The sequence below is a fragment of the uncultured Campylobacter sp. genome (assembly GCF_938045405.1).
In the GTDB taxonomy this organism is placed as follows: Bacteria; Campylobacterota; Campylobacteria; order Campylobacterales; family Campylobacteraceae; genus Campylobacter_B.
Genome location: NZ_CALIMW010000194.1, coordinates 1 through 22,678, shown reverse-complemented (window position 1 = coordinate 22,678; position 22,678 = coordinate 1). Strand labels below are relative to the sequence as shown.

The 22,678-nt window shown below is 47.7% G+C and carries 19 protein-coding genes; 7 read left to right on the top strand and 12 right to left on the bottom strand.

Annotation, left to right across the window (positions count from 1 at the left end; genetic code table 11):
• Together Q0140_RS07450 and serA are read left to right on the top strand one after the other, a co-directional pair.
• On the top strand, positions 1 to 1,436 hold a 1,436-nt coding region (locus Q0140_RS07450; RefSeq protein ID WP_297963400.1), incomplete at its 5' end, for a 30S ribosomal protein S1.
• 54 nt (positions 1,437 to 1,490) lie between these two features.
• Positions 1,491 to 3,068 (top strand): phosphoglycerate dehydrogenase, encoded by a 1,578-nt coding sequence (serA, locus tag Q0140_RS07445; protein ID WP_297963398.1) that lies wholly within the window; start codon positions 1,491 to 1,493, stop codon positions 3,066 to 3,068.
• Between the two features lie 532 nt (positions 3,069 to 3,600).
• On the opposite strand, the gene Q0140_RS07440 is transcribed toward serA, so the two are convergent.
• From Q0140_RS07440 to Q0140_RS07430, 3 genes are all read right to left on the bottom strand, one after another.
• On the bottom strand, positions 3,601 to 4,551 hold the full coding sequence (locus tag Q0140_RS07440) for a DUF3137 domain-containing protein (protein WP_297963396.1): 951 nt from the start codon (positions 4,549 to 4,551) through the stop codon (positions 3,601 to 3,603).
• Between the two features lie 241 nt (positions 4,552 to 4,792).
• Positions 4,793 to 6,955, bottom strand: a complete 2,163-nt coding sequence (locus Q0140_RS07435) for a DUF1007 family protein (protein ID WP_297963394.1) — start codon at positions 6,953 to 6,955, stop codon at positions 4,793 to 4,795.
• A gap of 3 nt (positions 6,956 to 6,958) precedes the next feature.
• Positions 6,959 to 7,885, bottom strand: a complete 927-nt coding sequence (locus Q0140_RS07430; RefSeq protein ID WP_297963392.1) for a zinc ABC transporter substrate-binding protein — start codon at positions 7,883 to 7,885, stop codon at positions 6,959 to 6,961.
• 113 nt (positions 7,886 to 7,998) lie between these two features.
• Here Q0140_RS07430 and Q0140_RS07425 point away from each other — a divergent pair, with 113 nt between their 5' ends.
• Together Q0140_RS07425 and Q0140_RS07420 are read left to right on the top strand one after the other, a co-directional pair.
• Positions 7,999 to 8,352 carry an HTH domain-containing protein gene (locus Q0140_RS07425; protein WP_297963390.1) on the top strand — a complete coding sequence of 118 codons (354 nt, stop codon included), beginning with the start codon at positions 7,999 to 8,001 and terminating at the stop codon, positions 8,350 to 8,352.
• Positions 8,353 to 8,486: 134 nt separating this feature from the next.
• On the top strand, positions 8,487 to 8,927 hold the full coding sequence (locus Q0140_RS07420; RefSeq protein WP_005873131.1) for a hypothetical protein: 441 nt from the start codon (positions 8,487 to 8,489) through the stop codon (positions 8,925 to 8,927).
• 863 nt (positions 8,928 to 9,790) lie between these two features.
• Here Q0140_RS07420 and Q0140_RS07415 read toward each other — a convergent pair.
• From Q0140_RS07415 to rpmB, 4 genes are all read right to left on the bottom strand, one after another.
• Positions 9,791 to 10,021, bottom strand: coding sequence for a YdcH family protein (locus Q0140_RS07415; RefSeq protein WP_177387402.1), 231 nt, complete (start codon positions 10,019 to 10,021; stop codon positions 9,791 to 9,793).
• 246 nt (positions 10,022 to 10,267) lie between these two features.
• Positions 10,268 to 11,461: a bifunctional glutamate N-acetyltransferase/amino-acid acetyltransferase ArgJ gene (argJ, locus tag Q0140_RS07410; RefSeq protein WP_297963388.1), complete on the bottom strand. Its 1,194-nt coding sequence runs from the start codon at positions 11,459 to 11,461 to the stop codon at positions 10,268 to 10,270.
• A complete protein-coding gene (locus tag Q0140_RS07405; RefSeq protein ID WP_297963386.1) occupies positions 11,454 to 12,584 on the bottom strand; it encodes a potassium channel protein in 1,131 nt (376 codons plus the stop codon). Before Q0140_RS07405 ends, argJ begins: the two co-directional genes overlap by 8 nt.
• Positions 12,585 to 12,602: 18 nt before the next feature.
• A complete protein-coding gene (gene rpmB, locus Q0140_RS07400) occupies positions 12,603 to 12,794 on the bottom strand; it encodes a 50S ribosomal protein L28 (RefSeq protein WP_291939605.1) in 192 nt (63 codons plus the stop codon).
• A 144-nt stretch (positions 12,795 to 12,938) separates the two neighbouring features.
• Between rpmB and rpe the strand changes: the two genes are divergently transcribed.
• Together rpe and Q0140_RS07390 are read left to right on the top strand one after the other, a co-directional pair.
• Positions 12,939 to 13,580: a ribulose-phosphate 3-epimerase gene (rpe, locus tag Q0140_RS07395; RefSeq protein WP_297963384.1), complete on the top strand. Its 642-nt coding sequence runs from the start codon at positions 12,939 to 12,941 to the stop codon at positions 13,578 to 13,580.
• Between the two features lie 21 nt (positions 13,581 to 13,601).
• On the top strand, positions 13,602 to 14,408 hold the full coding sequence (locus Q0140_RS07390) for a 3'-5' exonuclease (protein WP_297963382.1): 807 nt from the start codon (positions 13,602 to 13,604) through the stop codon (positions 14,406 to 14,408).
• 1,862 nt (positions 14,409 to 16,270) lie between these two features.
• Here Q0140_RS07390 and Q0140_RS07385 read toward each other — a convergent pair.
• Complete coding sequence (locus Q0140_RS07385) at positions 16,271 to 17,407, bottom strand: glycerate kinase (protein ID WP_297963380.1); 1,137 nt, start codon at positions 17,405 to 17,407, stop codon at positions 16,271 to 16,273.
• Between the two features lie 392 nt (positions 17,408 to 17,799).
• Entirely contained in the window at positions 17,800 to 19,176 is a 1,377-nt protein-coding gene (locus tag Q0140_RS07380; protein ID WP_297963379.1) for a GntP family permease, read from the bottom strand.
• A 350-nt stretch (positions 19,177 to 19,526) separates the two neighbouring features.
• On the opposite strand from Q0140_RS07380, the gene Q0140_RS07375 reads away from it, so the two are divergent.
• Positions 19,527 to 19,667, top strand: coding sequence for a hypothetical protein (locus Q0140_RS07375; protein WP_297963377.1), 141 nt, complete (start codon positions 19,527 to 19,529; stop codon positions 19,665 to 19,667).
• Positions 19,668 to 20,380: 713 nt separating this feature from the next.
• Here the strand turns inward: Q0140_RS07375 and Q0140_RS07370 are convergent.
• The 3 genes from Q0140_RS07370 to Q0140_RS07360 all read right to left on the bottom strand — a co-directional run.
• Entirely contained in the window at positions 20,381 to 20,803 is a 423-nt protein-coding gene (locus Q0140_RS07370; RefSeq protein ID WP_297963375.1) for a Sua5/YciO/YrdC/YwlC family protein, read from the bottom strand.
• A gap of 13 nt (positions 20,804 to 20,816) precedes the next feature.
• The gene (locus tag Q0140_RS07365; protein ID WP_297963373.1) at positions 20,817 to 21,716 is read right to left on the bottom strand and encodes a DMT family transporter; all 900 of its coding nucleotides are present in this window, start codon (positions 21,714 to 21,716) and stop codon (positions 20,817 to 20,819) included.
• Between the two features lie 361 nt (positions 21,717 to 22,077).
• A partial coding sequence (locus Q0140_RS07360) for a GyrI-like domain-containing protein (protein ID WP_297963371.1) occupies positions 22,078 to 22,678 on the bottom strand: 601 nt, incomplete at its 5' end.

Sequence of the window (22,678 nt, the reverse complement as noted above, 5' to 3'; positions counted from 1 at the left end):
AAGTCGCTATTATCGGAAGCAGAGGCGGTCGCCCGGTCGTATCGTATAAAAAGGCTCTAAAGAAGGAAAAAGTAAAGGCGTTCATCGACTCTTATGATGAAAACGCGGAAAATATCTATGATGTTAAAATTCTATCGTTTAATAAGGGCGGCTACGTTTGCGCCAACGCAGACGAGGTGGAATTTTTTATGCCTCGCTCGCAAAGCGCGCTTAAAAACCCAAACGGCGCCATCGGCAAAAATTTCAAAGTAAAGATCATCAAAGTGGATAGAGATGAGCAAAGCGTCGTCGTATCGCGCAAGAAACTGCTTGATGAGGATCGCAAAGCAAGTAAAGAAGCGATCGAAAAGGTAGTCGCTACCGAGGGCATCATCGAGGGCGTCGTCAAAAAGATAACCACCTACGGTATGTTCGTAGACGTAGGCGGCGTGGACGGACTCGTACACTACAGCGAAATTTCATACAAAGGCCCGGTAAATCCAAGCTCGCTCTACAAAGAGGGCGATAAGGTTCCAGTTAAAGTTATCAAATACGACAACGATAAAAAACACCTCTCTCTTTCGATCAAAGAGGCGATGCCCGATCCTTGGAACGAGATCAAAGATAGCCTGGAAGTGGGCGATACTATCCGCGTAAAAGTAAGCAATATCGAGCCTTACGGCGCGTTTGTCGATCTTGGCAACGACATCGAGGGCTTTTTGCATATCAGCGAAATTTCGTGGGATAAAAATATCAAAAATCCGAAAGATTTCATCAGCGAGGGCGAGGAGCTCGACGTCGAGGTCGTAGAGATCAACCCTAGCGAGCGCAGGCTGCGCGTGAGCCTTAAAAATTTACTCACTAAGCCGTTTGATGAGTTCGTTGCTAAGCATAAAGTAGGCGACGTGCTAAAAGGCAGCGTTACTACGATTACAAATTTCGGCGCGTTTGTGAGGATCGATGGCGTAGAGGGACTTTTGCATAATGAAGACGCTTCATGGGATCGCGGCGAGAAGTGCAAAAATTTATTCAAAGTAGGCGACGAGATCGAGGTTAAGATCATTAAGATCGACAAAGATACTCAAAAAATTTCTCTAAACCACAAAGAGCTCGGCGATAGCCCGATTAGTGAATTTGCCAAGAGCCACAATCAAGGCGATGTCGTAAAAGGCAAGATCCGCGATATCAAAGAGTTCGGAATTTTTGTCGAGCTTGGAGGCGGTATCGACGCGCTTATCCGCAAGGAAGATCTTGGCAACGTAAGCGTAGATAGCCTAAAAGTGGGCGACGAGATCGAGGCTGCGATCGCTTTCATCGACGAGAAGAAAAATAGAATCCGCCTAAGCGTGCGCAGGCTGGCTCATCAGAAGGAACGCGAGGCACTAAACGAGATCAATAGCAACGACGACGAGAAGCAAAGCCTAGGGGATCTAATCAAAGATCAACTAAATAAATAATTCCTCCCGCAAGGCATCCCCGCCTTGCGGACCTACTTCAAAAGGTTAAATTTAATGAAAACTATCATAGTCTGCGACGCAATCCACAAAATCGGTTTTGATCTGCTTAAGCAGGAATCGGACGTTAAAGTAATCGACGCCACGAGCGTGCCCAAGAACGAGCTTTATGGAATTTTAGGCGATGCTGACGTCGCGATTACCAGAAGCTCTACGGCGGTGGATGAGAAATTTCTTGGCGCAGGCACCAAGCTAAAAGCGATCGTGCGCGCGGGCGTGGGCGTAGATAACTGCGACATCGACGGCTGCTCCAAGCGCGGCATTATTTTGATGAACGTACCTACGGCAAACACCATCGCCGCGGTCGAAATGACCATGTGCCATCTGCTAAATGCGGCGCGCAAATATGTAAATTCCTGCAACGATCTAAAAATTAATAGAATTTGGAAGCGCGAGAAATGGTACGGCACCGAGCTTTATAAAAAGAGCCTCGGCATCATCGGCTTTGGAAATATCGGTTCGCGCGTGGGGGTTCGCGCGCTTGCGTTTGGGATGAACGTCATCGCCTACGACCCATATATCGAGCCTGAGAAGGCCACGAAGCTCGGGGTAAAATATACGAAAAATTTTGACGAAATTTTATCTTGCGACTTCATCACGATCCATACGCCGAAAAATCAAGAGACGATAAATATGGTAGGCGAGCCGCAAATAGCAAAGATGAAAGACGGCGTACGCCTAATAAACTGCGCTAGAGGCGGGCTGTATAATGAAAAAGCGCTCGCAAACAATCTACGCAGCGGCAAGATTGCGTATCTTGGCATCGACGTTTTCGACAAAGAGCCTGCGATCGATCATGAGCTTTTAGATATCGAAAATTTAAGCGCGACTCCGCATCTTGGAGCAAATACTCTCGAATCGCAAAGCAATATCGCCCGGGAAGCCGCAGAGCAGGCGATCAGCGCCGCGCGCGGCTTAAACTATCCAAACGCTTTAAATTTGCCGCTTAAGCTCGAGGATCTGCCGCGCGGTATTGAGCCGTATATAAATTTGGTCTCGAAAATGGCCTATCTTGCGGCGCAGATCAATAAAGGCCCGATCAAATCGATTCGCATCGAGGGCAGCGGCGAGGTGGTGCAGTATCTAAAATCGATGCTCGTTTTTGCAATCGTAGGCGCACTGCACGATTCTTTGGGCGACTCGCTAAATTACGTCAACGCTAAATTTCTTGCGGATGAAAAGGGGATCGAGACGAGCTTTGGCGAGCTTGCAAATAGCGTCTATAAAAGCGAGATCGCAGTAAAAATCATGACCGACGAGGCGATCTCAAACGTCGCGGGCACGGTCTTTGACGGCAGCGAGGAGCGTATCGTAAATATCGGCGGATTTAAGACCGATTTTAAGCCGAAGGGCAAGATGATAATCTTCAAAAACACCGACGTGCCGGGCGTTATCAAATCCGTAAGCACGATCCTAGCCGACGAAAACATCAATATTGCGGACTTCCGCCTAGGCAGAGGCGAGGAGGGGGACGCTTTGGCGGTCATTTTGGTCGATTCCGAAGTGCAAAAAAGCACGCTTGATAAGCTGGCGGCGCTTCAAACCTGCCTAATGGTGCGCTACGCGGCGATTTAATCCTTTTCCGCTTAGGAGGTGAAATTTTAAATTTTGCCTCTCCCGAATTCTTTAATAATTTAAATTTACTTCCTGTGTGCAGAGCCGCGCTTGCGATACGTTGCGACATGCGCTCGGCAGATACGTTTTGGCGCGCGGCTTGTGAAAACGCTGCGCACGCGTCAAATTTAACTCTCGCCGCGGGCTTGCTTTTAAATTTTAAATTTCGTCCTTGCGGATCTGCTTTTAAATTTCATCATCGCGGGCGCCGCCGATTAAATTCTGCCGCTATGCGAGTTCGGCACTCAAAGCACTGTGTCGCGATACAAGGCGCGGTAAAATTTTATTTTTACGAGACGCGGGCGCTTTTGTTTCAAATTTATGCGCGACAGGCACTTTCATCTCTAATCGTATCGCCCGTTTAAATTTCGGGCAACCGCCGAGCGATTGCGCCGCTGATTAAATTTTACGTTTTGCCGAAATTATGCTTCGCCGAAAAATTCCGCCCGGCGTAAATTTAGTCGATGCAAAATTTCAGCCGTAATGCGCCCTGCTAATTTGTGAGTTTAAGTGTTTCGATTAAGCTTAAAATTTTGCGGATCTGCGTTTGGTATTCGCGCGCGAGCTCTATGCTAGCGGGCCTATCAAAAAGCGTAGTTTCAAAAAGATCGGGCGCACCGTTTAAAAATAGATATAAGCGCTTATCCATAAATACCGTGCTCAAGCTGAACTCGCCGCTCGTTTCGCGATTTATTTCGCGCAGACGCTCCATAAACGCGGGCGTTAGCAGATAGCGCGCTTCTACTTTGTCATCCGCAAACACGCGAAAATCGCGCATAAAATCCACATCGTCCATCATCTCTTTTTCGCCGAAGATCTTGGCGTTTAGCTCCCTGCTTACCACTATCGTTTTGCCCGAGGTTTTTTTCGCGAGCTCGCAGATCAGTACGTTGCCGTCAAAGTCCATATAGTTATCGTAGAATATTTTGATCAACATAATCGCCGCTATGAGCGGATTATCCGTTTTCATGTAAAACCTACCATTACTATGTACCTCGCTGAGGCTAAATTTAATCCCGCAGTGCGCGCCCGCAATCCGATCCTCGCTTTTGATCCTAGATTTCCTATAAATTCTAAATTTTTGAAATTCCTCTTCTTGCATGCCGGTATATGGATCGTATTTTAAACCGGCATCTATATCTTTTATTACGGCGCGGACGAATATCTCTTTATAAAATTTGTAGTAGCGAATTTCCGCTTCAGTTTCTTGACCGGCACAATGAAGAAGAAATATCCAAAAGATCTGAAGAAAAATTAAGGTACCTAAAATTTCGGCAATTTTTATCAAAGAAGTATCTGCTTTGACGCCGTCTAGATACATTGCTACGAACAGGATCGCAAGAAAGGCGGCTATGCAGAGGTAGTAATATCTATTAAAAGCTCTAGCGCACGCTTTTTGTTCGGTTAAAGTTTGCGAAATAGCATCTTGCAAAGAAGGCGACATATCTATCCTTGATAAAAATTTCGCCCGTATTGTAGCGAAATTTAGCGGAATTCATAAAGAGCGAATTCCGCCGCATAATTGAATGGTCGAGATCGGAGCTTAATTTATGCAGTCCGTGCGGCGCAAATTTTAAAATCTTACTATTCTGAAAACAATTCGCACCGGATTTAAAATTTAACGCATTGCGTAAACTTATATTTCACGCGAGCTGCCTTTGTAAATTTGCGTTTAAATTTTGCGATCACAGCACCCTGAGGCTGTCTGAGAGGAAATACATAAAAATCCCGAGCCCGAACATCACGAAAAGCCCCAAAAATTCGACGTAAAGCTTCAAACTTACGAGCCGCTTTGAGCTAAGCTCGTTTGCCTTCGCGCCAAAAAGCGCGGCTAAAAATATTACGACGCTCATTCCAAAACCGATGAAAAGCGCACTTGCGACGCTAAGCGCGAAGCTTCCGAGGCTGAAGGCAAGCACGAAAATAAGGATCGTACCGGGGCAGGGCACGAGCGCCGCTGCAAGCGCGATAAGCCACTCTCGCCCTTTCTCGCCGCCGCCACTCGCGCCATTTCGCAGCGAGCGAGATGAGGTTTGGTTTTTTAAATTTGCAGAATTTAAAGCCTGTTTTTGCTCGTTTTGGCTAGACGAGTTTTCCTCTAAATTTGCGGCTAAATTTGAATCCAAATTTAGCTCTGCCGTTGCGGCGCCTAAATTTTTGGCATCCAAATACTGCGCGGATTCGCCGCTTTGGATATTAAATTTAGAAAATTTATAGCTCTTTGACGCTACGTGAGCGGAATTACCGGCGTTTGCAAATGCCGTATTTTTTAATCCGGCGCCCGTCTCTGCAGTGTTTGCGGCGGAAGCGCAAGCGGCGCAGGAGCAGCCCGCATCGTGGTGGGCGCCCGATCTTACGCGGCGAGCTTTGTCGTAGATGATGAGCGCCGTTATGACGATGATCAGAAGCGCTGAAATTTTCGTTGTGATCGAGGCGGAGTTTGCAGAGACGAGCCCTGCGACATTTTGCAGCACGAACATGCTCGCGCTTACCAAAACGAGCGCTCCTAGGACGTGTAGAAGCCCGATTTTAAGGGCAAATCCGAAAGCTTTGATGTAGCTGCCGCCATGGGCTAAGAAATAGCTCGCCGTTAGCAGCTTCGCGTGCCCTGGGCCTGCCGCGTGGAAAAAGCCGTATATGAAAGAAAGCGCCAAGACCCATAGGATGGTGCTTGCGCTTGCATGCTCGCTGCTTGCGCGAAACGCCGTTTTGAGGCTTTTCATAAAATCCATCGTCTTTTGCGCGACAAATCCCAGCGAGACCTCTTTGTGCTGCTCGCTTGAAATCTCGTCGCTGTCGGATGTGGCGCCGTTTTTGCTCGCGTTATTTTGCGCTAAATTTAAAGAACTCTCCTCGGGCGGCGTCGCTAGATTTTGCGTAGAATGCGCGGAATTTAAAGAGTTATCTCGGATCGCAGCAAAATTTTCGCCCGCGCCTTTATCTGCAGGCGCCGCAGAATTTGCGGAACCACCTTTTTCCTGCGCATCCTTTTTAGCGGCTTTATTAATCTGCGCGAGAGCATCCGAAGCGGCGATATTTTTTTGCGCCTCTACTGCAGCCTCCGAAACGATATCACCAACCGATCTTTGGTTTGATCTGCGCGCCGAGCTGGCATTAGGTTTTCCTTGCCCGCCTTGCGCAAGTTTATCCTCTGAGCCCGCAAGGCTCTGCTCGCTAGATGTAAGTTCGCTCTGCGTTAAATCGGAGTTCGGCGCGCCTGAAATTGGCGGCTTTTTATCTGCGATCTTTGGTTTTTCGCCGCTAAATTCTATAAAAGTGGTGGCTAAATTTGAATTAGGCTTCGCTACAAAGCCCTCGCCCAGATTAATGGGCTTGTCGTCAAGCATTTTGAAATTGAAAAATCCCTGATCGTCGTTAATGGAAATTTTAAGAACGCGGTTGTTTCGCAGTTCGAAGCCGACCTTTTGATCGAACTCAAACACGAGTCTGCCCTTTTTGACGAGGCTTATTGCGTTTTTAAAATTTCCCTTGATCTGCGTGCCTACGAGGTTGCTAAGCGCGGGCTTTGCGTTTTTTGGCGCTTGATCGTAGAATTCCGCCTCGCAAAGGTAGTTTTTAGGGGTTAGATAATCGGTCATCGCCTTAGTTATCTCGGCAAGCTCGCTATTTTCAAGCTTGGCATTGGAATTTATATCGTAGGTCTGCATTATAACGTCGGTAAAATTTTGAGAGAAAAGCCACGAAAAATGCAGGCTCACGATCTTGCCGTCTTGTGCGACAGGGGTAATGCTAACGTGCGCAGTAGGCGTGTATAGGGCGCACAGAGCGCACGCAAATATCCGCGAGCTAAAGATCGCGGATAAAAGTAAAATTTTAATAAATTTCATCAACTACAAATTTTCTCCGAAAACGTCGATCGTCTTTTTCATCGTCTCGTACCAATCTAGCGGCAGCTGATCGATCTCCATCACCTTTGCGCCCGTTTGCGCGGCGATGGTTTGCGCTGCCTTTTTGGAAAACTGCGGTGCGACGAAAATCACCTTGATCTTTTCCTCTTTGGCTTCCTCGATTAGCTCGGCTAAATCCGCAGGCTTAGGCTCTTTGCCCTCCACTTCGACTGCGATCTGCTCTAAATCGTATCGATGCGCGAAATAGCCCCAAGACGGATGATAAACCATAAATTTCTTTCCTTTGACGCCCGCTAATTTCTGCTTTGCGTAAGCGTCTAGCTCATCAAGCTTTTTAGCAAATTTATCGAAATTTGCTTCATAAATTTTAGCATCCTTAGGATACTGTTTGGTTAACGCGTCTTTAATATTTTTAGCTTGAATTTTTACAAGCTGCGGATCGAGCCAGATATGTGGGTCTAAACCGCCGTGATGATGATGGTGCTCGTGCGCCTCGTGGTCTTTGTCGCCATGCTCATGATGCGCGTCATGATCGTGATCATCGTGATGTGCGCTATGATCATGTTCGTCGTGATGGTGATGCTCTGCCATAGCCATTTTGGTAATGCCATCTTCGGTGCGGATTATCTTCATCTTCGGATACGATGCGGCAAGCTTTGGTAGCCAGACTTCATCAAATTCTATACCGACTGCAAAATACAGATCGCTATTTTCTAGCATTTTCATCTCCGAAGGCTTAGGCTCGTATGTGTGCGGATCAGCGCCTTTACCAACCATCGTATTTACCTGCAGGGTATCACCTGCGATCTGTTCAACAAAATACTTCGTAGGAAGTATGGTCGTGGTGACCGTAGGTTTGGCGAATGCTACGCAACTAGCTGCTAAAAGCGTGAAAACAAGCTTTTTCATAAAATTCCTTTCCAAAAAAATTGCGGAAGTATATCAAAAGCAACTTAGTTGCAACTTAATATAAATTTATCTAAATTTCGCTATCATCGCTTAAATTTTAAAAAAGGCGTAAAATGGATCCCAAAGATTTTTTAGCGAGTCACGATATCGCTCCTACGGCGCTTAGAGTGCAGATCGTGCAGATCCTAAGCGAGAAAAAATACCCGGTAAGTTATGATGAACTAGTAGAACTAACAGGTGCTAATAAAACCACGATATATCGCAATATAGCGCTTTTGGAAGAGAAAAATTTGATAATTACCAGCGAAAATAATCATAAAAGCTTTTATGAGCTCACCGACGGCGCAAAAGCGTATTTTGTCTGCGAAAGCTGCCATAAAATGGAGGAGATTTCGATGCCAGCTTTGCCACAAAAAAATGTCAAAAGTGTGCTCGTGCGAGGATTGTGCGAGAAGTGCGGCGGCTGAGGCGGGAAATTTAATAAAAAGCGCTCAAAGAAACTTAGCTAAAACGCTAGGGCAAAATTTAACCGATTTTTAACGGATTTTTATAAAACAAACGATATAATCCGAGCGTTTCATATTTTAAAAGGGAAAATTTAGTGAATAAAAACGATACGATAAAAGCAATAGAGAAGTTTGTAAGTTCTCAAGAAATGACGATGTTTCGCCTGAAAAAGGGTATCTACGGCGATGCGATGAAAAACCTGGATCAGGTTTTTACGCCGTATAAGGAGTTCGCCGAGTTTTTCAAAAATCCCGCAAATAGGTTGCAGGAGCTGTTAGGCAACATCGCGTACGAATCGATTTTAAACTACACTGAAGCAGGGCTATCGCACTGCGAGAAGATCCACTCGATCTATTTTGTGGAATCCAAAGGATTTTTCAAAAGTGGGCTAAAGTATATCGAGCCTGATGCGACCGCGAGAGAAAGAGCCAAGAGCTATTACGACAAATTGCTGGAAAATAATGAGAAGCTTAACGAATATATCGATATCGGCTTGCAAAGGCTACATGGCTTAGAAGCGAAGGTTTTCGAGTAGGCTAGGCTAGCTTTGGGATTTGATTTGCGCGGCGAAATTCTATCGCAAATTCTTGGCGCTTAAAATTCTATGATTAAATTTCATACCTTTTGTAGATCGCAAACTTATACTATTTAATTTCGCGTTAGCGCCGCTTTTAATTGCACATATGGTAATAGGGCAGCTTGAGCAATTCCGTGGCGGTAGGCATTATCCGATACGATCAAAGAAATAATCTAAATTTTTAAAGCTCAACGAAGCGGGTTAAAATAAGCAAGCTTGGCTAAATTCCGTGGAGCGACTAAAGAAAGTTCTAACATAAACTAGTGCTTAGTTGGAGGCTGCGAATTTGAAATTTTGCGGCTAGCGCGAACGGGAATTTAAAATTCTAGCGCCACTTTAGATTTCTGTGAAATGCGGAATTTTAAAAGTAGGTACTGCGCCCGCAATAAGCAAAACGCAAGATTTGAAATTTTATTAGAAATGCTCGCTGCGAAGTAAAATTTAAGAGCCAGGCTGCAAGGCGATGCGGCGTAAATTTTAATTTGCTCTATAGCGCAAAATATATTCAGCAAGAGATATTTTTGGAAACAGAAGGGGCGGTAACTAGCCGAGATGAGTTATATTTATCGTGCTAATATTGCATTATAGATATCTACAGTTATGTAGCCGATACGTAAAAATTATTTAGAGGTGTCAAGGTGGGAGCGTGCGGTGTAAATTTTAACTCATTTTGGCGCGCTATTTTAATATCTCTATCATGCGCAGCAAATTTAAGCGATTAAACTTATTGCGATTAGAAAATTTTAAACGCGGATTAAAGCTTGGCGGCGAAATAAGCCTTGCTAGCACTCTGCTGCATCTTAATTTCGCCGCAAACAACTTTATTTATCTGCCTTTTCGGCTTTATATTGCGCTAACAGGGTGCCTAGCTCATCTTTTATGCGAAGCTTTTCTTTCTTCATCGCATCGATCTCCAGATCGCTCATATGCACTCTGCCGGCCTGCGCGTCGGCGATCTTGTGATCCAGCTCGTCGTGCTTCTCAAAAAGCGAATCAAATCGCGCGTTTTTGCCTTTTAACTCAGTGATTAAATCTCTGTATTCATGAAACATGCCTACTCCTTTGAAAAATTTATTCAAGTATATCAATAAAGCGCTTAAAACCTAATTTCAGCTATCAAATTTAGACTGAATTTCACGCATGAGATTCCAAATTTTAAGAGGTAAAATTTTAGCCTTTAAAAATTTAAAACAGGCAAATTTAAATGATAAAATTTTAAGAGCAGAGCTTTAAAGCCCTGCCACTATTCGCTATTTTCGAGACGAGATTTTTATTATGAAAGAGTAAGCTGTGAATCTTTATGATCTATAATCCGCGTTGATTTTTACGTAGTCGTAGCTAAGATCGCAGCCGTATGCGCTAAACTCGCCATCTCCGAGCCCTAAATCGCACCAGATTGTAAAGCTTTTTTGCTGCATTACGGCGTGAGCCGCAGCCTCGCGAGCGGCGTCCAGCTCGCGATTTTGCGCGTCATAAAGCAGCACGTCGTCGTATTTGATACGCAGCTTTTCTTCGTCGCATTCGATACCGCAGGCGCCTATGGTGGAGGCTATGCGACCCCAATTCGGGTCTTCGCCGAAGATCGCCGTTTTAACAAGCGGCGAATTGCTTAGCGCCTTTGCTGCTATGCGGGCGTCCCCAGCATTTGCGGCACCGCTTAGCCTAAATCGCACCAGCTTGGTTGCGCCTTCGCCGTCTTTTACCAGCATTAGCGCAAGCTCGTGCGTAAGGGCGTTTAGCGCGGACGCGAAAGCATTCTTTTCGTAGGCGCATTTGGCGCTGCTGCAGAGCATAATCGTATCGTTGGTGGAGGTGTCACCGTCGACGCTTACGGTGTTGAAGCTCTGCTCCACCGCCTTTTTTAGCAGCTCGTCCATATCTGCACGCGGTATTTTTGCGTCGGTCAGAACGAAGCAGAGCATGGTCGCAAGCGCGGGATTGATCATGCCCGCGCCCTTGCAAACGGCTGCGATGTGAAATTTCTCGCCGTTTTCTAAAGAAATTTCATATGCAAGCTCTTTTTTTATCGTATCTGTCGTCATAATGGCGGTGGCTAGGGCATCTGAGTTTCGCGCCGAGAAGTTAAAATTTTGCGCGGCGGCGATAATTTTTTCCTTTTTGAGGCGGTATCCGATGACGCCGGTGGAACTCATAACGGGGTTTATCAGAGGGATTTTTTTGCCAAGCTCGCTAAAAATTTCATCGATATCGGCGACGCCTTGCTCCCCGGTCATCGAGTTTGCGTTTTTAGAATTTACGAGGATAAAATTTGTTTTAAGCTCCCCGCCCGCGCGCTCCTGCGCCCTTTTGAGATGCCTAATCGGCGCAGCTTGAAATTTATTGCTCGTAAAGATCGCGCTTACGGCAAAGGGCTCATCGGCGCGGATAAATCCTAGATCGTTGCCCTGTTTTTTAAAGCCCGAATTCACGCCGTCAAAATAAAAGCCCTCGACATTTTGCAACCCAAGCTCAAGCGGGGTGATTTTAAACATATCTCATCTCCTGTGGCTTGTATTTGCTGCGGATGAGTTTTTTAGTGTTGCGGATACCCTCTGCCGTGCCAATGACTAAAAATTTCACTCCCGTACCGATGAGGTAGTCGCCGTCCGGCATCGGAATGAAGCGGCTGTTGGGCTCTTTGATTCCCACGACGTCGGCGTTTGTAAAATCGCGCAAGCGAGTTTCTTTTAGACGCTTGAAGCGGATCCACGAAAAATCGGGCACCGTAATCTCCTCGATATCGATAAGCGAGTCTTTTTTATACAAAAACCGCTCCAAAATGTTTTCCATATCGGGGCGCACGCTGATCGCAGAGAGCCTTTGTGCGGCGAGTTTGGATGGTGAGACGATAGAATTTGCGCCGAGTTTTTTTAGCCTCTCGGTGTCGCTGTCATCATCGCTATTTGCCATGATGAAGTAGGGGGTGATGCGACCAAGCTCCTTTTCGTATAGGCGCACGAGCGAGATTATTGCGATATTATCGGCTAAATTTGGACTTAGCGTGATGACGGATTTTGCAGATGAGAGGTGGGCCTTTAGCATCGTGGTTTCCACGTGCGGCTCGCCTACGATGAAGTAGGGGTAGCGGTTTTCCTCGGCGATTTTGGCTAAATTCGGATCTGGATCGATCACCACGAAGGGTAGGTGGTTTTCGCGAAACTGCTTGGCAAGCTCGGCGCAGTAGATGTTGTTGTAACAGATAATGTAGTGGTTCTTGAGCCTTGCGATGTTGTTGATCATTCGTTGCTCCCTAAGTAAATTTTGAAGTTTGCCGTTTTTTATGACCTCGACGACGACGCCCAGGCAAAACGAAAAGGTTCCAAAGCCCATGAGGATGAATAAGACGGTAAAAATTCTACCCGCAGGCGATATCGGCGCTACTTCGGTAAAGCCTACCGTCGTGAAGGTCATACCCGCCTGATAAAAGGCATCCACGAGCGAAAAGCCTGCTATAAAGACATAGCCTAATGTGCCGATTAGCATCATCAGCACGATGGTTATCAGCGGTAAGCGAAAAGGTCGTAGCTGGTCGTAAATTTCTGTGTAGAGGTTGATGTCCGGCTTAGTCGAGCCGGACCAGTCGAGGAATCGCTTGATCTTGTCCAAAACAGACATAAATTCCTCTTTAAGAGGTTATTTTGATTGTTTTTTCATAGTTCGTAGAGTTGAGGCGGCTACTTTGATTCGTCTGGTTGAGCCGTCTTGTAGCTGAACGCGGATGGTGCGTAGATTGACCTGGAATTTCTTTTTGGTCCTGTTATTTGCGTGGCTGACGTTGTTTCCTACCATCGCACCTTTGCCGGTGATTGCGCATCTTCTTGCCATAATAAATCCTTGATGATTAAAATAAATGGCGATTATAGCGAAAAAATTTCAAATTATGCTTAAAATCCGCTGCGGTTTAAATTTAGCGAAATTTATGACAAAACTAAGTAAAATTCCGCATCTTGAAATTTTAAAGGAATCTTAATGTATGTCGCACCCAGCATTTTATCGGCGGATTTCGGAAGGCTTGCGGAGGAAATTCGCGCAGTCTGCGAAGCGGGCGCCGATCTCATTCACGTAGACGTGATGGACGGGCATTTCGTACCAAATCTCACGATCGGACCGCTCGTAGTAAGCGCCGCGGCAAAGGCGAGCAGCAAGCCTTTAGATATCCATCTGATGGTTAAAAACGTGCCGTTTTTCGTCGATCTTTTTTTGCCGCTAAAGCCGAAATTTCTTAGCTTCCACATCGAGGAGGGGACCCATCCGCTGCGCCTCATAGATCACATACGCCGCTGCGGCGTCTCGCCCGCGGTCGTGCTAAATCCGCACACTCCGCTTAGCGTGCTGGAGTTTATCTTGGGCGAGGTCGATATGGTGCTTTTAATGAGCGTTAATCCTGGCTTTGGAGGGCAGAAATTTATCCCCTCGGCGCTTGAGAAAATTAAGCAGCTGCGCGAGCTGATCGATCGCAAAGGCGCAAAATGCCTCATCGAGGTCGACGGCGGCGTAAACGGGCTGAATATCGCAGATATCGATGAAGCTGGCGCCGACATCGTGGTGGCGGGCAACTACATATTTTCTTCAAACGACTACGCGGAGGCGATCCGTGCGCTTAAAATTTAGGCGCGGCACAGGGGTAAAATTTTGACGCATAGAATCGAAAATCTCATAAATTTACTGGCTCAAAAGAGCATAAATTATTACGATTTTATCTCAAAAGCAAGCGATATTGCCGAAATTACCGAGCTTTTCGAGCCCAAAGACCTCTCGATGTGGCGGGCGCTGGGCATAGAGATAATAAAGCTAGATAGCGGCAAAATCACACTCAAAACCCGTGAGACGGACATAGATGATCAGGAATTTTGCTTCGTGGACATCGAGACGAACGGTGGGCTCTCAAACGGCCAGATCATCGAAATCGGCGCGATAAAAACGCGCGGCACGCAGGAGTTGGACCGCTTCGAAAGCTTCGTTTACGCGCCCGTCGTACCCGAAAATATCACGGAGCTTACCGGTATCCACGCGGACGATCTTGTGGGCGCGCCGCCGCTAGCTAGCGTGCTGGAGCGGTTTAGGCTGTTTTTAGGAGATAGCGTTTTTGTGGCGCACAACGTCAAATTTGACTACGGCTTCATCGACGCGAGCCTGCAAAAATGCGGCTTCGGAATGCTTTTAAATCGCAGGCTCTGCACCGTCGAGCTCGCGCGCCGCACAATCGAGGCGCAAAGATACGGGCTCGGCTCGTTAAAAGAGCTTTTAGGCGTGCAAAACGTCCACCACCGCGCATTTAGCGACGCCGTTTCCTGCTTTGAAATTTTCAAATCCGCGCTCTCGCGGCTGCCGTGGAGCGTGCAAAGCACTGAGGATCTGATACTTTTTAGTAAGACCGCAAAGAGCCTGGCGCTGCCTAAGCCGCAGCTTTCGGGGCGTGGCGAGGGCGAAATTTTATAAATCGCGCGCCGAATTAAGAGATGAAATTTTAGTGAAATTTCGCGCCGCCGTTTGAGAGGTAAATTTTACGCTTTTAAGCGGCGGCGCTTTAATCTGCGCGGATTGAGGTAGCGTAAATTCGATCCGAGCGATTTTGGGCGGCGCAAATCGGCGCGTATGGGCCTAGATTTTGAAATTTTACCCTTGCCGTAGCGATTGAATGCGCACAAATCGCGGCGGCGCAAATTTAAAGCGCTACTGCGGCGAGATGTGATTGCGAGTGAACCGAAACGGCGCGAATTTAAGCAGGCACGGTTTTAAATCGCATTGCGATCGCACCAAATTTAAGTGTAAATGCCCGCAGCGGCGCCCTCCGCGTATGCCGGCTAGGCGGGATCATGCGATTTTAATTTGCTCGGGCGGGTGTGGCAGCGAATGCTCGCGGAGCCTTTTTGCTTTCGCGGTTTTGATCTTTGCGGCGATAAATTTTGCGCCCGCCCGCGGTTTTACAACCTTGCTTCGGGCGAATTTTATGAGTGTTCGCAGTCACGCGGATGCGTCCAAGGCGTCGCGCGCTTTAAATTTTAATTTAGCCTAGGTGCGCGAATTCGATGCTTTAAACTCTAAAATCAATAAATTTTGCCCGCGCCTGCCCGTCTTTTGCGTCCCAAAAGCGATAAATTTGGCGCGCCCGCACTGCCGCCGCAGATGCGCTAAGCGCGAAGGTTTTCTGCATTCGCCGCTTGGAATTTTGATTTTAGCTTGACGACCCGATCGGTACGTGCCCGTGCTGAAAATTTTAAAATGGAGATTTATAAAATTTTTTGGCGCCGACCGAAAATGAAATTTCATAAATTTTTATCGCAAAACACAGCGCGATCGGAGTAAATTTACGTAAACCCAAAATTTATCGTAGCGGCGTACCGTAGTCGCATATGTACTAAAATTTAGCGATAAGCGAATCCGCGATCCTAATAATACGAATTTTACGCAGACGCGCCCCGCTCCGAATCAAAGCGTCATCGGAGGGCTAGCGGGCTTTGTGAGCGAGCGGAGTAATGCGTCGCCGTTATCTTTGCAAGAAGCGCGATCTTGCGATTGAGCGGTCTTTTCCACCTCAAAAAGGGCATATCGCGGGCTAAAATTTAAACGGAATTTCATAAAGCGTGGCGCTGCTTTTAAATTTACGTTGCAAATTCCATAGGCTGCGAATACTGCGTTAAATTTTAAAATTCTGTCTGTTTTAGTCATGTCTTGAGGTATGTATTGTGAGGGTTCGCGAGCCGCTTGATTGGAAAATGAGTTTTAGATCGTGCCTTGCGTATGTATCGTGCGGTAAAATAAATTTTTGCGCCGTAAAATTTCGCGCCGCTGCGTTACTGCTGAGCCGCTCGCCGTCTTACCTCCTGTCCTATTGCTCCGTATTTTCAAACGCGCTAGAATTTCAGCAAAGCTACGTTTTAATGCAAAATTTATCCGCTTACCGCGTTCTGCGGCGGATGAAATTCTGCCGTCCGTCGCAAGCTGCGCGCGGTATTTACTTGCTGTGCTTGCGCGTCATAGACCGCATATCCTTGCCGCAAGCCGCCACTTTACTAACGCCAATATTTGTAGGCTTTCGCCTGCTTCTTCGCGTATATTTTTGCGCCTTGCAAGCTGCGCGTCACCCCATCTGCGTCAAGATCGCGCCGTGCCTTTAAAGCACGCAAATCTATCCTGCATAAAATTTCGCTTCTTCGCCGTGCTCGCCGCCTGCCACACTTTGTCGTGCCTGTCTGTTGCGAGCCGTCGCCGTCTTATTTCGCAACCGCACCTGCCACGCATACATACCGCGCTCGATGTAAGCTTTAGCGGGCGCGCCTTAAAATTTCAGCCCAAAAGCCCTATTTAGCGCCGCGTCCGAGCAGAAACAATCTCACCGCTTGTTCGGCGACGCGGGCTAAATTTTGTGTCGCGGTCTCTTTTTCCATTGCGCGCTCAAGGCTCATAGGTTCGTTTAGGATGCAAAAAAATGCGCCTATACCCCGCTCATTACAGCCGCCGGCACAGGGCGAGATACCGCCTGCCAGCGCGATTACGGGCACGCCGTAGGAAGCGGCGATCTTCGCAACACCGCAAGGGGTTTTGCCCATTGAGCTTTGAAAATCGAGCCTTCCTTCGCCGGTGATGACGAGCTCGGCGCCTTGCATATCGCGCTCTAGTCCGATCTCTTCGGTGATGATGTCGATGCCTGGCTTAAGCGTCGCGTTTAGAAAGCTTACGAAGCCAAAGCCTAGCCCGCCGGCAGCTCCTGCTCCGGAGCTATTCCAAAGCTCGCGTCCGAGGTACTTACTTACGACGCTTGCGAAATTTATAAGCCCTGCATCAAGCTGCTTTACCATCGCCGCATCCGCGCCCTTTTGCGGAGCGTAAATATATGCCGCGCCGTTTTCGCCAAAGAGCGGATTATCCACATCGCAGGCGATAAGAAACTCGCACTCTTTAAGATGCGGCAGCACCGAAGTGCAATCTATCGTGGCGAGTTTAATCAGATCCTCGCCCGCTCCCGCAAGCTCTGCGCCATTTGCATCTTTAAATTTAAAGCCGAGCGCGCGCAGCATCCCCATGCCCGCGTCATTCGTAGCACTTCCGCCGATGCCGATGATAAACTTTCGCGCGCCGTGCGCAATCGCATGCGCTATCATCTCGCCAAAGCCGTAGGTGCTCGTTTTTAGCGGGTTGCGGCGCGATTTTTCGATGAGCGGCAGACCCGATGCGGACGCCATTTCTAAGATGCCTAGCTCGCCTTTTAAGGCGTAGCGCGCGGGCGTTTTTTCGCCTAACGGATTTGCTACGATGACGTCCATGAACTTAGCTTTTAGCGCGTCTGCAAGGGCTTCAACGCTTCCTTCGCCGCCATCTGCGATAGGTTTGACGAGCACCTCGCAGCCTAGCTTTTCGATGCCTGATTTTACGGCGTTGCCCGCCTCAAGCGAACTAAGCGAGCCCTTAAACGAGTCGATCGCGACTAAAACTTTCATATTTTTCCTTTAGCTGGTATTTTAAAATTTTGGAATTTTACAGCGCGTAGGCTAAATTTACGATGACAAGACTGAAGCAAGAGTAGAATTTTAAAATCTCGTTGCCGAATTTATGGGGTAAATTCTAAAATTTCATGTCGTGGAATTTTAGAATTCTGTAAGCCACAGAATTTCGGCTAAATTTTAAAATTCCGTAGCGATAGAATTTTAAAATTTCGCTCCTTGAGGCTTTGTGTGTAAATTTAAAACTCCGCTATACGAAATTTTAATACTAGGGCATTTGCGCGGTACGGCTAGCTACGTAAATTTAAAGAATTTTATGTAGCTAGCCACTGGTAGATACCGTATTGCACTCTGCACTGATTTAGCGCTGTAGCGGCTAAATAAGCAGCCTAGATCAAAAACAGCGACAAAATCCACACGCTGATCATACCTGTAATGCCCATAATTAGCGTAAGCATGGTTTGAGTGCGGTAGCCTTGCTGCGGGTTCATCTTGCTAAAATTCGTAACGACCCAGAAGTAGCTGTCGTTAGCGTGCGAAACCGTCATCGCGCCCGCTGCGATCGCCATTACCACAAGCGCGCCGGACATTTCGGAGGTGAAGCCCAGTACCTGCATCAGCGAGCCGTCCGCGTTAAATGCGCCCATAATCGAAGCTGTAGTGATGATCGCCACGGTGGAGCTTCCTTGCGCGGTTTTTAGGACTGCCGAGATTAAGAACGGGAAGAAAATCCCCGCGGCTTTAATCGCGGTCGCATTGTCCTTGATGTAGGTCACGAAGCCGGCGTCGGTGATGACCTTGCCTAGCACTCCGCCCGCTGCGGTGATGAAGAGGATCGGACCTACTATCTTTAAGGATTCGTTGGTGATCTCGCTAAATTCGCCTAGTTTGCCGGTTTGCACAAGTAAAAATACCGCAAAAACTACGCCCAAGGCTAGCGCGATGATAGGATTTCCTAAAAATTGTGAAATTTCGCCCGCAAACCCGCCTACTTTTAGGATCTTGGCGACGGAGCCCAGCGCCATAAATAGGATCGGTATCAAAATAGGGGCTAAGCTTAAAAATCCGCCCGGCAATTTGCCGTATTGTTTAAGCAGATCGTCGTAGCTTTTGGCGATGACTTCATTGGCTTCAGCTTCGCTTATATGGACGCTTTTGGCGACCTTTTTAGAAAAAAAGTATGTGGCGATCAGCACCGGCAAGGACACCACCGCGCCCATTGCGATTACGAGCAGTAGATTGCCGCCTAGACCCACGGCGCCTGCTGCGGCGATCGGCCCTGGAGTCGGCGGGATGAATACGTGCGAGGCATAAAGTCCGCCGGAGAGCGCTACTGCTAGAGCGACCGGATTTTCGCCGATTTTTTTACTGATCGCTTCTCGGATCGGGTTTAAAACTACGAAGCCGCTGTCGCAAAATACGGGGATACCTACGATCCAGCCCATTATGAGCATCGCAAGCTCGGGGCGCTTTTGCCCGACTACGTTTACGACCATATCGGCGAGTTTGAGCGCCGCGCCCGTCTTTTCGAGCACGGTGCCGATGAGCGCGCCGAAGATTATGACGATACCGATACTCTTAAACGTGCCGCTGAATCCGTCGCCGATAATCGCGGGGATCTTGGCTAGCGGTATGCCCGCGACGATCGCGAGCGCCAGGGAGATAAGCATTAGCGCCAAAAACGGGTGAACGCCTGCTTTGGAGATCAAAAAAATCATCACGACGACCGCTATGGCGAAGCAGATGATTAACGCAACACCGCTCATAAAAGCTCCTTGAATGGATTTAATTTGCCCGCAAGCGGTTTTAAGCTTAAGCTCCGTTTGCGCCTCAAATTTAATGCGGTAATTTTAGCGAAATTTTAATATAAAGCAAGAAAGGCGGCGTTAAATTTATGGAAATTTATGATTTATGCGGAAATGATGGACTAGCTAGCAGAATTTATCGGTTGGAATTTATCGGTGCCGCGCGGCGAGAAGCGGTTTAAATTTTAAAATTTACGATATTTGTTTAGGCGTGTAGAGCGACTTAAACCCTTTTTCAAAATCGAACATTTTATCTTTTCGCGCGGTGCGCGGCGGAAATTTTATCGCGGATCTGTCGTCGCGGCACAGTAATGGGGCGACCGCTTGCGCTTTACGCGCGGGTTTGGCAGTTAAAGGGCGGACGGATTTGCGGCGTTTGCTGTGGCGGCTGCGGTGGAGATAGGGCAGTAGTGGCGGAGGTGGCGGTGAGGCAGCGGCGGCAGGGCTTTTGATATACAATTGGCGATGATAGAATTTTGATCGCAAACTACTTGCAGCAGCCGCGATAAAATTCTGATTGAATAGGTGTCGGCGGAGGCGGCGTCTGAATTTTATTAAAACTATTGGCGTAGCGGCGCCATAGGAGCTTTTCTCAAAGATGAAATTTTAATCAAAGGCAGAAGTGACGTCGGAAGAGCTTCGATCAAAAAACGGCGCGTAGCGACTCTGGTAAAAACTAGCGGCAATGCCTGATCTCTAAAATTTTAATCGAGAATACTTGGAATGCGAGAATTTCTAGCGATAATTTTAGCTCGTCCGAGTCGGAATTTTGATCGAGAGTATCTGGCGATAGAATTTCATTCAAAGCTAGCAATGGCGAAATTTTATGGCTTCGAAAACGGCAGTAATTTTACTATTTGAAGGCAACGGGAGGGGGGGATACAGCTTTTTATATAATTTTTCTGCGAGTCTGCCGTGATCTTTTCACGATTTTTTAAAATTCCAGACGGTATTTGCGCGGTTTATATGTGACGAAATTTCACGGCTCGGCTAAATTTACAGAGCCATTTTAAATTTAGAAGGCCGTTTTAAATTTTGCAGAGGACAAAGTAGTCGAAATGAGGTATCCGGTTTTAAATTTGCAAAGCCGTTTAAATTTGTAAAGTTACTTCCCGCTGCGTCTCTTTTTTTAAGTTTCTTGCGTGTAAATTTTTAATCGGCAGCTCTATCTAATCCGCAAAATTTTAGTTTTTGAAATTTTATATATTTTCGAGCTTGCGTTTTGGCTGAAATTTTGATCCACGACCTCGTCCGCCGCAGCTTTCGCCCACTCTTCGTCGAAGTTTTGTCCGTTTAAATTTGCGCTGCTAGAGTAAAGCCAGTCAAATTTACGCAAAAACTCCTCGTGAGCGCACCCTTTTACGACGCGCACGGCCTTGGCGTTCGGATATAAAAAGGTCGTTTTCCTCGCGCGGCGCACTAAATTTTTAAATTTAGCGGGCACGCGAGCGAGATTTTTTAGCTCGCTAAGTTTCGCCGTCGTTATGAGGCAGGGTTTGTCCGCCGCTCGGCGTTTTAGCGCGTTTATCTCGCGAAAATCCTTGCTCAAAAATCCCGCCGTCGTATCGGTCTGCGCCAAATAGATCATCTCTCCTCCAAATTTACGCCTTTTTCCTATCTTTAGCCAGCAAAAATATGCACGAGATAATGAGCGTAAAGCCCGCAAAATCAAGAAACACGAACTCCGTCCCCAGCCAAAAATAGGCAAACGCCGCCGCGCTCACCGGCTCGATGCACGCTATCATGCTCGCCCTGCTTGCGCCTATTATCTTTAGCCCCGTCATGTAAAAGCTAAACGCGCATATCGTGCCTAAAATCACCACCGCGGCAAGCGCCGCAAAGCCCTGCGCGTCGCTCACGCCGCCTAGCTGCCAAACCCGCGTGTAAAGCGCGAGCGCGCCGCCGCCGATGACCATGCCCCAGCCTAAATTTAGCGCGACGGGGTATTTTTGATTTAGCTTCGTTGGGATGAGACTATAAATCACGACGCCAAGCGCGCTAATGAGGCACCAAACCAGCGCCTCCGCGCTGATAACCAGCGAGCCAAGATCGCCGTGGGTGGCGAGCAGCACGACGCCCAGCACCGCGAAAATGAGCGCGATGAGCTCGACCTTTTTAGGCGCGCGCCGCTGTGAAAAGCAAACGACGGCAAGGATGAGCGCGGGCGCGGAGTACTGGATCACGGTCGCGACGGCGGCGTTTGAGAGCTCGACACCGCAAAAGTACGAATACTGCGTCATCATAAGCCCAAAAAACGCGTAGATGAGCAGCTGCGGCAATAGCGCGCGATCTTTTAGCGGCGCGAGAGCTGCGCGCGGCGAACGCGCTAAATAGTACGCCACCATCGCAAGCCCGGCAATGCTCAGGCGGTAGGGCACGAGCCAGTCGGCGCTGACGCCTTTTTGCGTGAACAGATACTGCCCGCAAACGCTGCTAAAGCCCCATAATACGCCGCCAAGAAGCGTGATGAAAACGCCGAAAAATTCGCTCTGTGATCTCATTTGCCGCCTTAAATTTAAAGCCAAAGTATACAAGCTTATGCTTAAGCTGGGGTTAAATTTGGGATTCTGCGGAGTTTGTTGGGCAATGTTTGCAACTAGTAAAATTTTGTAAATTTTAAAATTTAAACCGTACAAAGAGATAGCAAAATTTTACTCTGCTATAAGAATTTAATAAAACTACGCGAGAATAGTGTAACTTTGATTTAAGAATTCGTTTTTATCAACTCTCTTAAATTGTAAATCAAATTTAACTTAGCATTAGCGGCTTATGCAGTGAATTTGGCTTTGCATTACGTGGCGGCTTCGTAGTTTGCCTAAGCTATATTAAATCGCCGCGAGGCCAAATTTAGCCCAAAAATGGCTAAATTTTCCTAATCGGGAGTCTGATTATCGTTTTGCATTTTTGCGGCGCGGTTTTTCTGGGGTCGCTTAGGTAGATTTCGTGATGCGCTCTTTGCTCGCCAAAGTCCTTTGCGTAGCCATTCGCGGCGATAAACTCGTCTATTTTGGCTACGCTTTGCGGCTCGTCATCAAAGCTGCCGACGTGTAAAATTTGCGCGCAAAGCCCCTCATCTATCCTCAAAAACTCCGCCGCACCGCAGTCCAGCTTCTTTTTCTGCGTAGCCTGCTGCACCGCCCAGTCGAAATTTTCTCGCGCGATAAAATCAGGTAGTCTAATTGCGCTAATCCAGCTAAAATCGCTCTTTCGGGCGTAGTCCGCCGCTCCGTCAGCAGAGCCGCGCTGCCGCCAAAACCCCTCTAGCGGCGGCACGACGTACTCGAAAAAGCCATCGATTTTATACTCGGTTTTGTAGCTCATTTTTAGCGCGTAGCTCACGGCGTAGAGCACCTCTATTGCGCGCTGATACGCTCCGCCTGATTCGTTCGGGTCGCCCTCGCCGCGGATGCAGACGAAATTCGCAGGCGGGACGGTTAAAATTTGCGGCGTCTGCTTTGGCGCG

Coding starts and splice junctions, on each gene's coding strand:
- serA (WP_297963398.1), top strand. CDS start 1,491: ATGAAAACTATCATAGTCTGCGACGCAATCCACAAAATCGGTTTTGAT.
- Q0140_RS07440 (WP_297963396.1), bottom strand. CDS start 4,551: ATGTCGCCTTCTTTGCAAGATGCTATTTCGCAAACTTTAACCGAACAA.
- Q0140_RS07435 (WP_297963394.1), bottom strand. CDS start 6,955: ATGAAATTTATTAAAATTTTACTTTTATCCGCGATCTTTAGCTCGCGG.
- Q0140_RS07430 (WP_297963392.1), bottom strand. CDS start 7,885: ATGAAAAAGCTTGTTTTCACGCTTTTAGCAGCTAGTTGCGTAGCATTC.
- Q0140_RS07425 (WP_297963390.1), top strand. CDS start 7,999: ATGGATCCCAAAGATTTTTTAGCGAGTCACGATATCGCTCCTACGGCG.
- Q0140_RS07415 (WP_177387402.1), bottom strand. CDS start 10,021: ATGTTTCATGAATACAGAGATTTAATCACTGAGTTAAAAGGCAAAAAC.
- argJ (WP_297963388.1), bottom strand. CDS start 11,461: ATGTTTAAAATCACCCCGCTTGAGCTTGGGTTGCAAAATGTCGAGGGC.
- Q0140_RS07405 (WP_297963386.1), bottom strand. CDS start 12,584: ATGTCTGTTTTGGACAAGATCAAGCGATTCCTCGACTGGTCCGGCTCG.
- rpmB (WP_291939605.1), bottom strand. CDS start 12,794: ATGGCAAGAAGATGCGCAATCACCGGCAAAGGTGCGATGGTAGGAAAC.
- rpe (WP_297963384.1), top strand. CDS start 12,939: ATGTATGTCGCACCCAGCATTTTATCGGCGGATTTCGGAAGGCTTGCG.
- Q0140_RS07385 (WP_297963380.1), bottom strand. CDS start 17,407: ATGAAAGTTTTAGTCGCGATCGACTCGTTTAAGGGCTCGCTTAGTTCG.
- Q0140_RS07380 (WP_297963379.1), bottom strand. CDS start 19,176: ATGAGCGGTGTTGCGTTAATCATCTGCTTCGCCATAGCGGTCGTCGTG.
- Q0140_RS07375 (WP_297963377.1), top strand. CDS start 19,527: ATGGGGCGACCGCTTGCGCTTTACGCGCGGGTTTGGCAGTTAAAGGGC.
- Q0140_RS07370 (WP_297963375.1), bottom strand. CDS start 20,803: ATGATCTATTTGGCGCAGACCGATACGACGGCGGGATTTTTGAGCAAG.
- Q0140_RS07365 (WP_297963373.1), bottom strand. CDS start 21,716: ATGAGATCACAGAGCGAATTTTTCGGCGTTTTCATCACGCTTCTTGGC.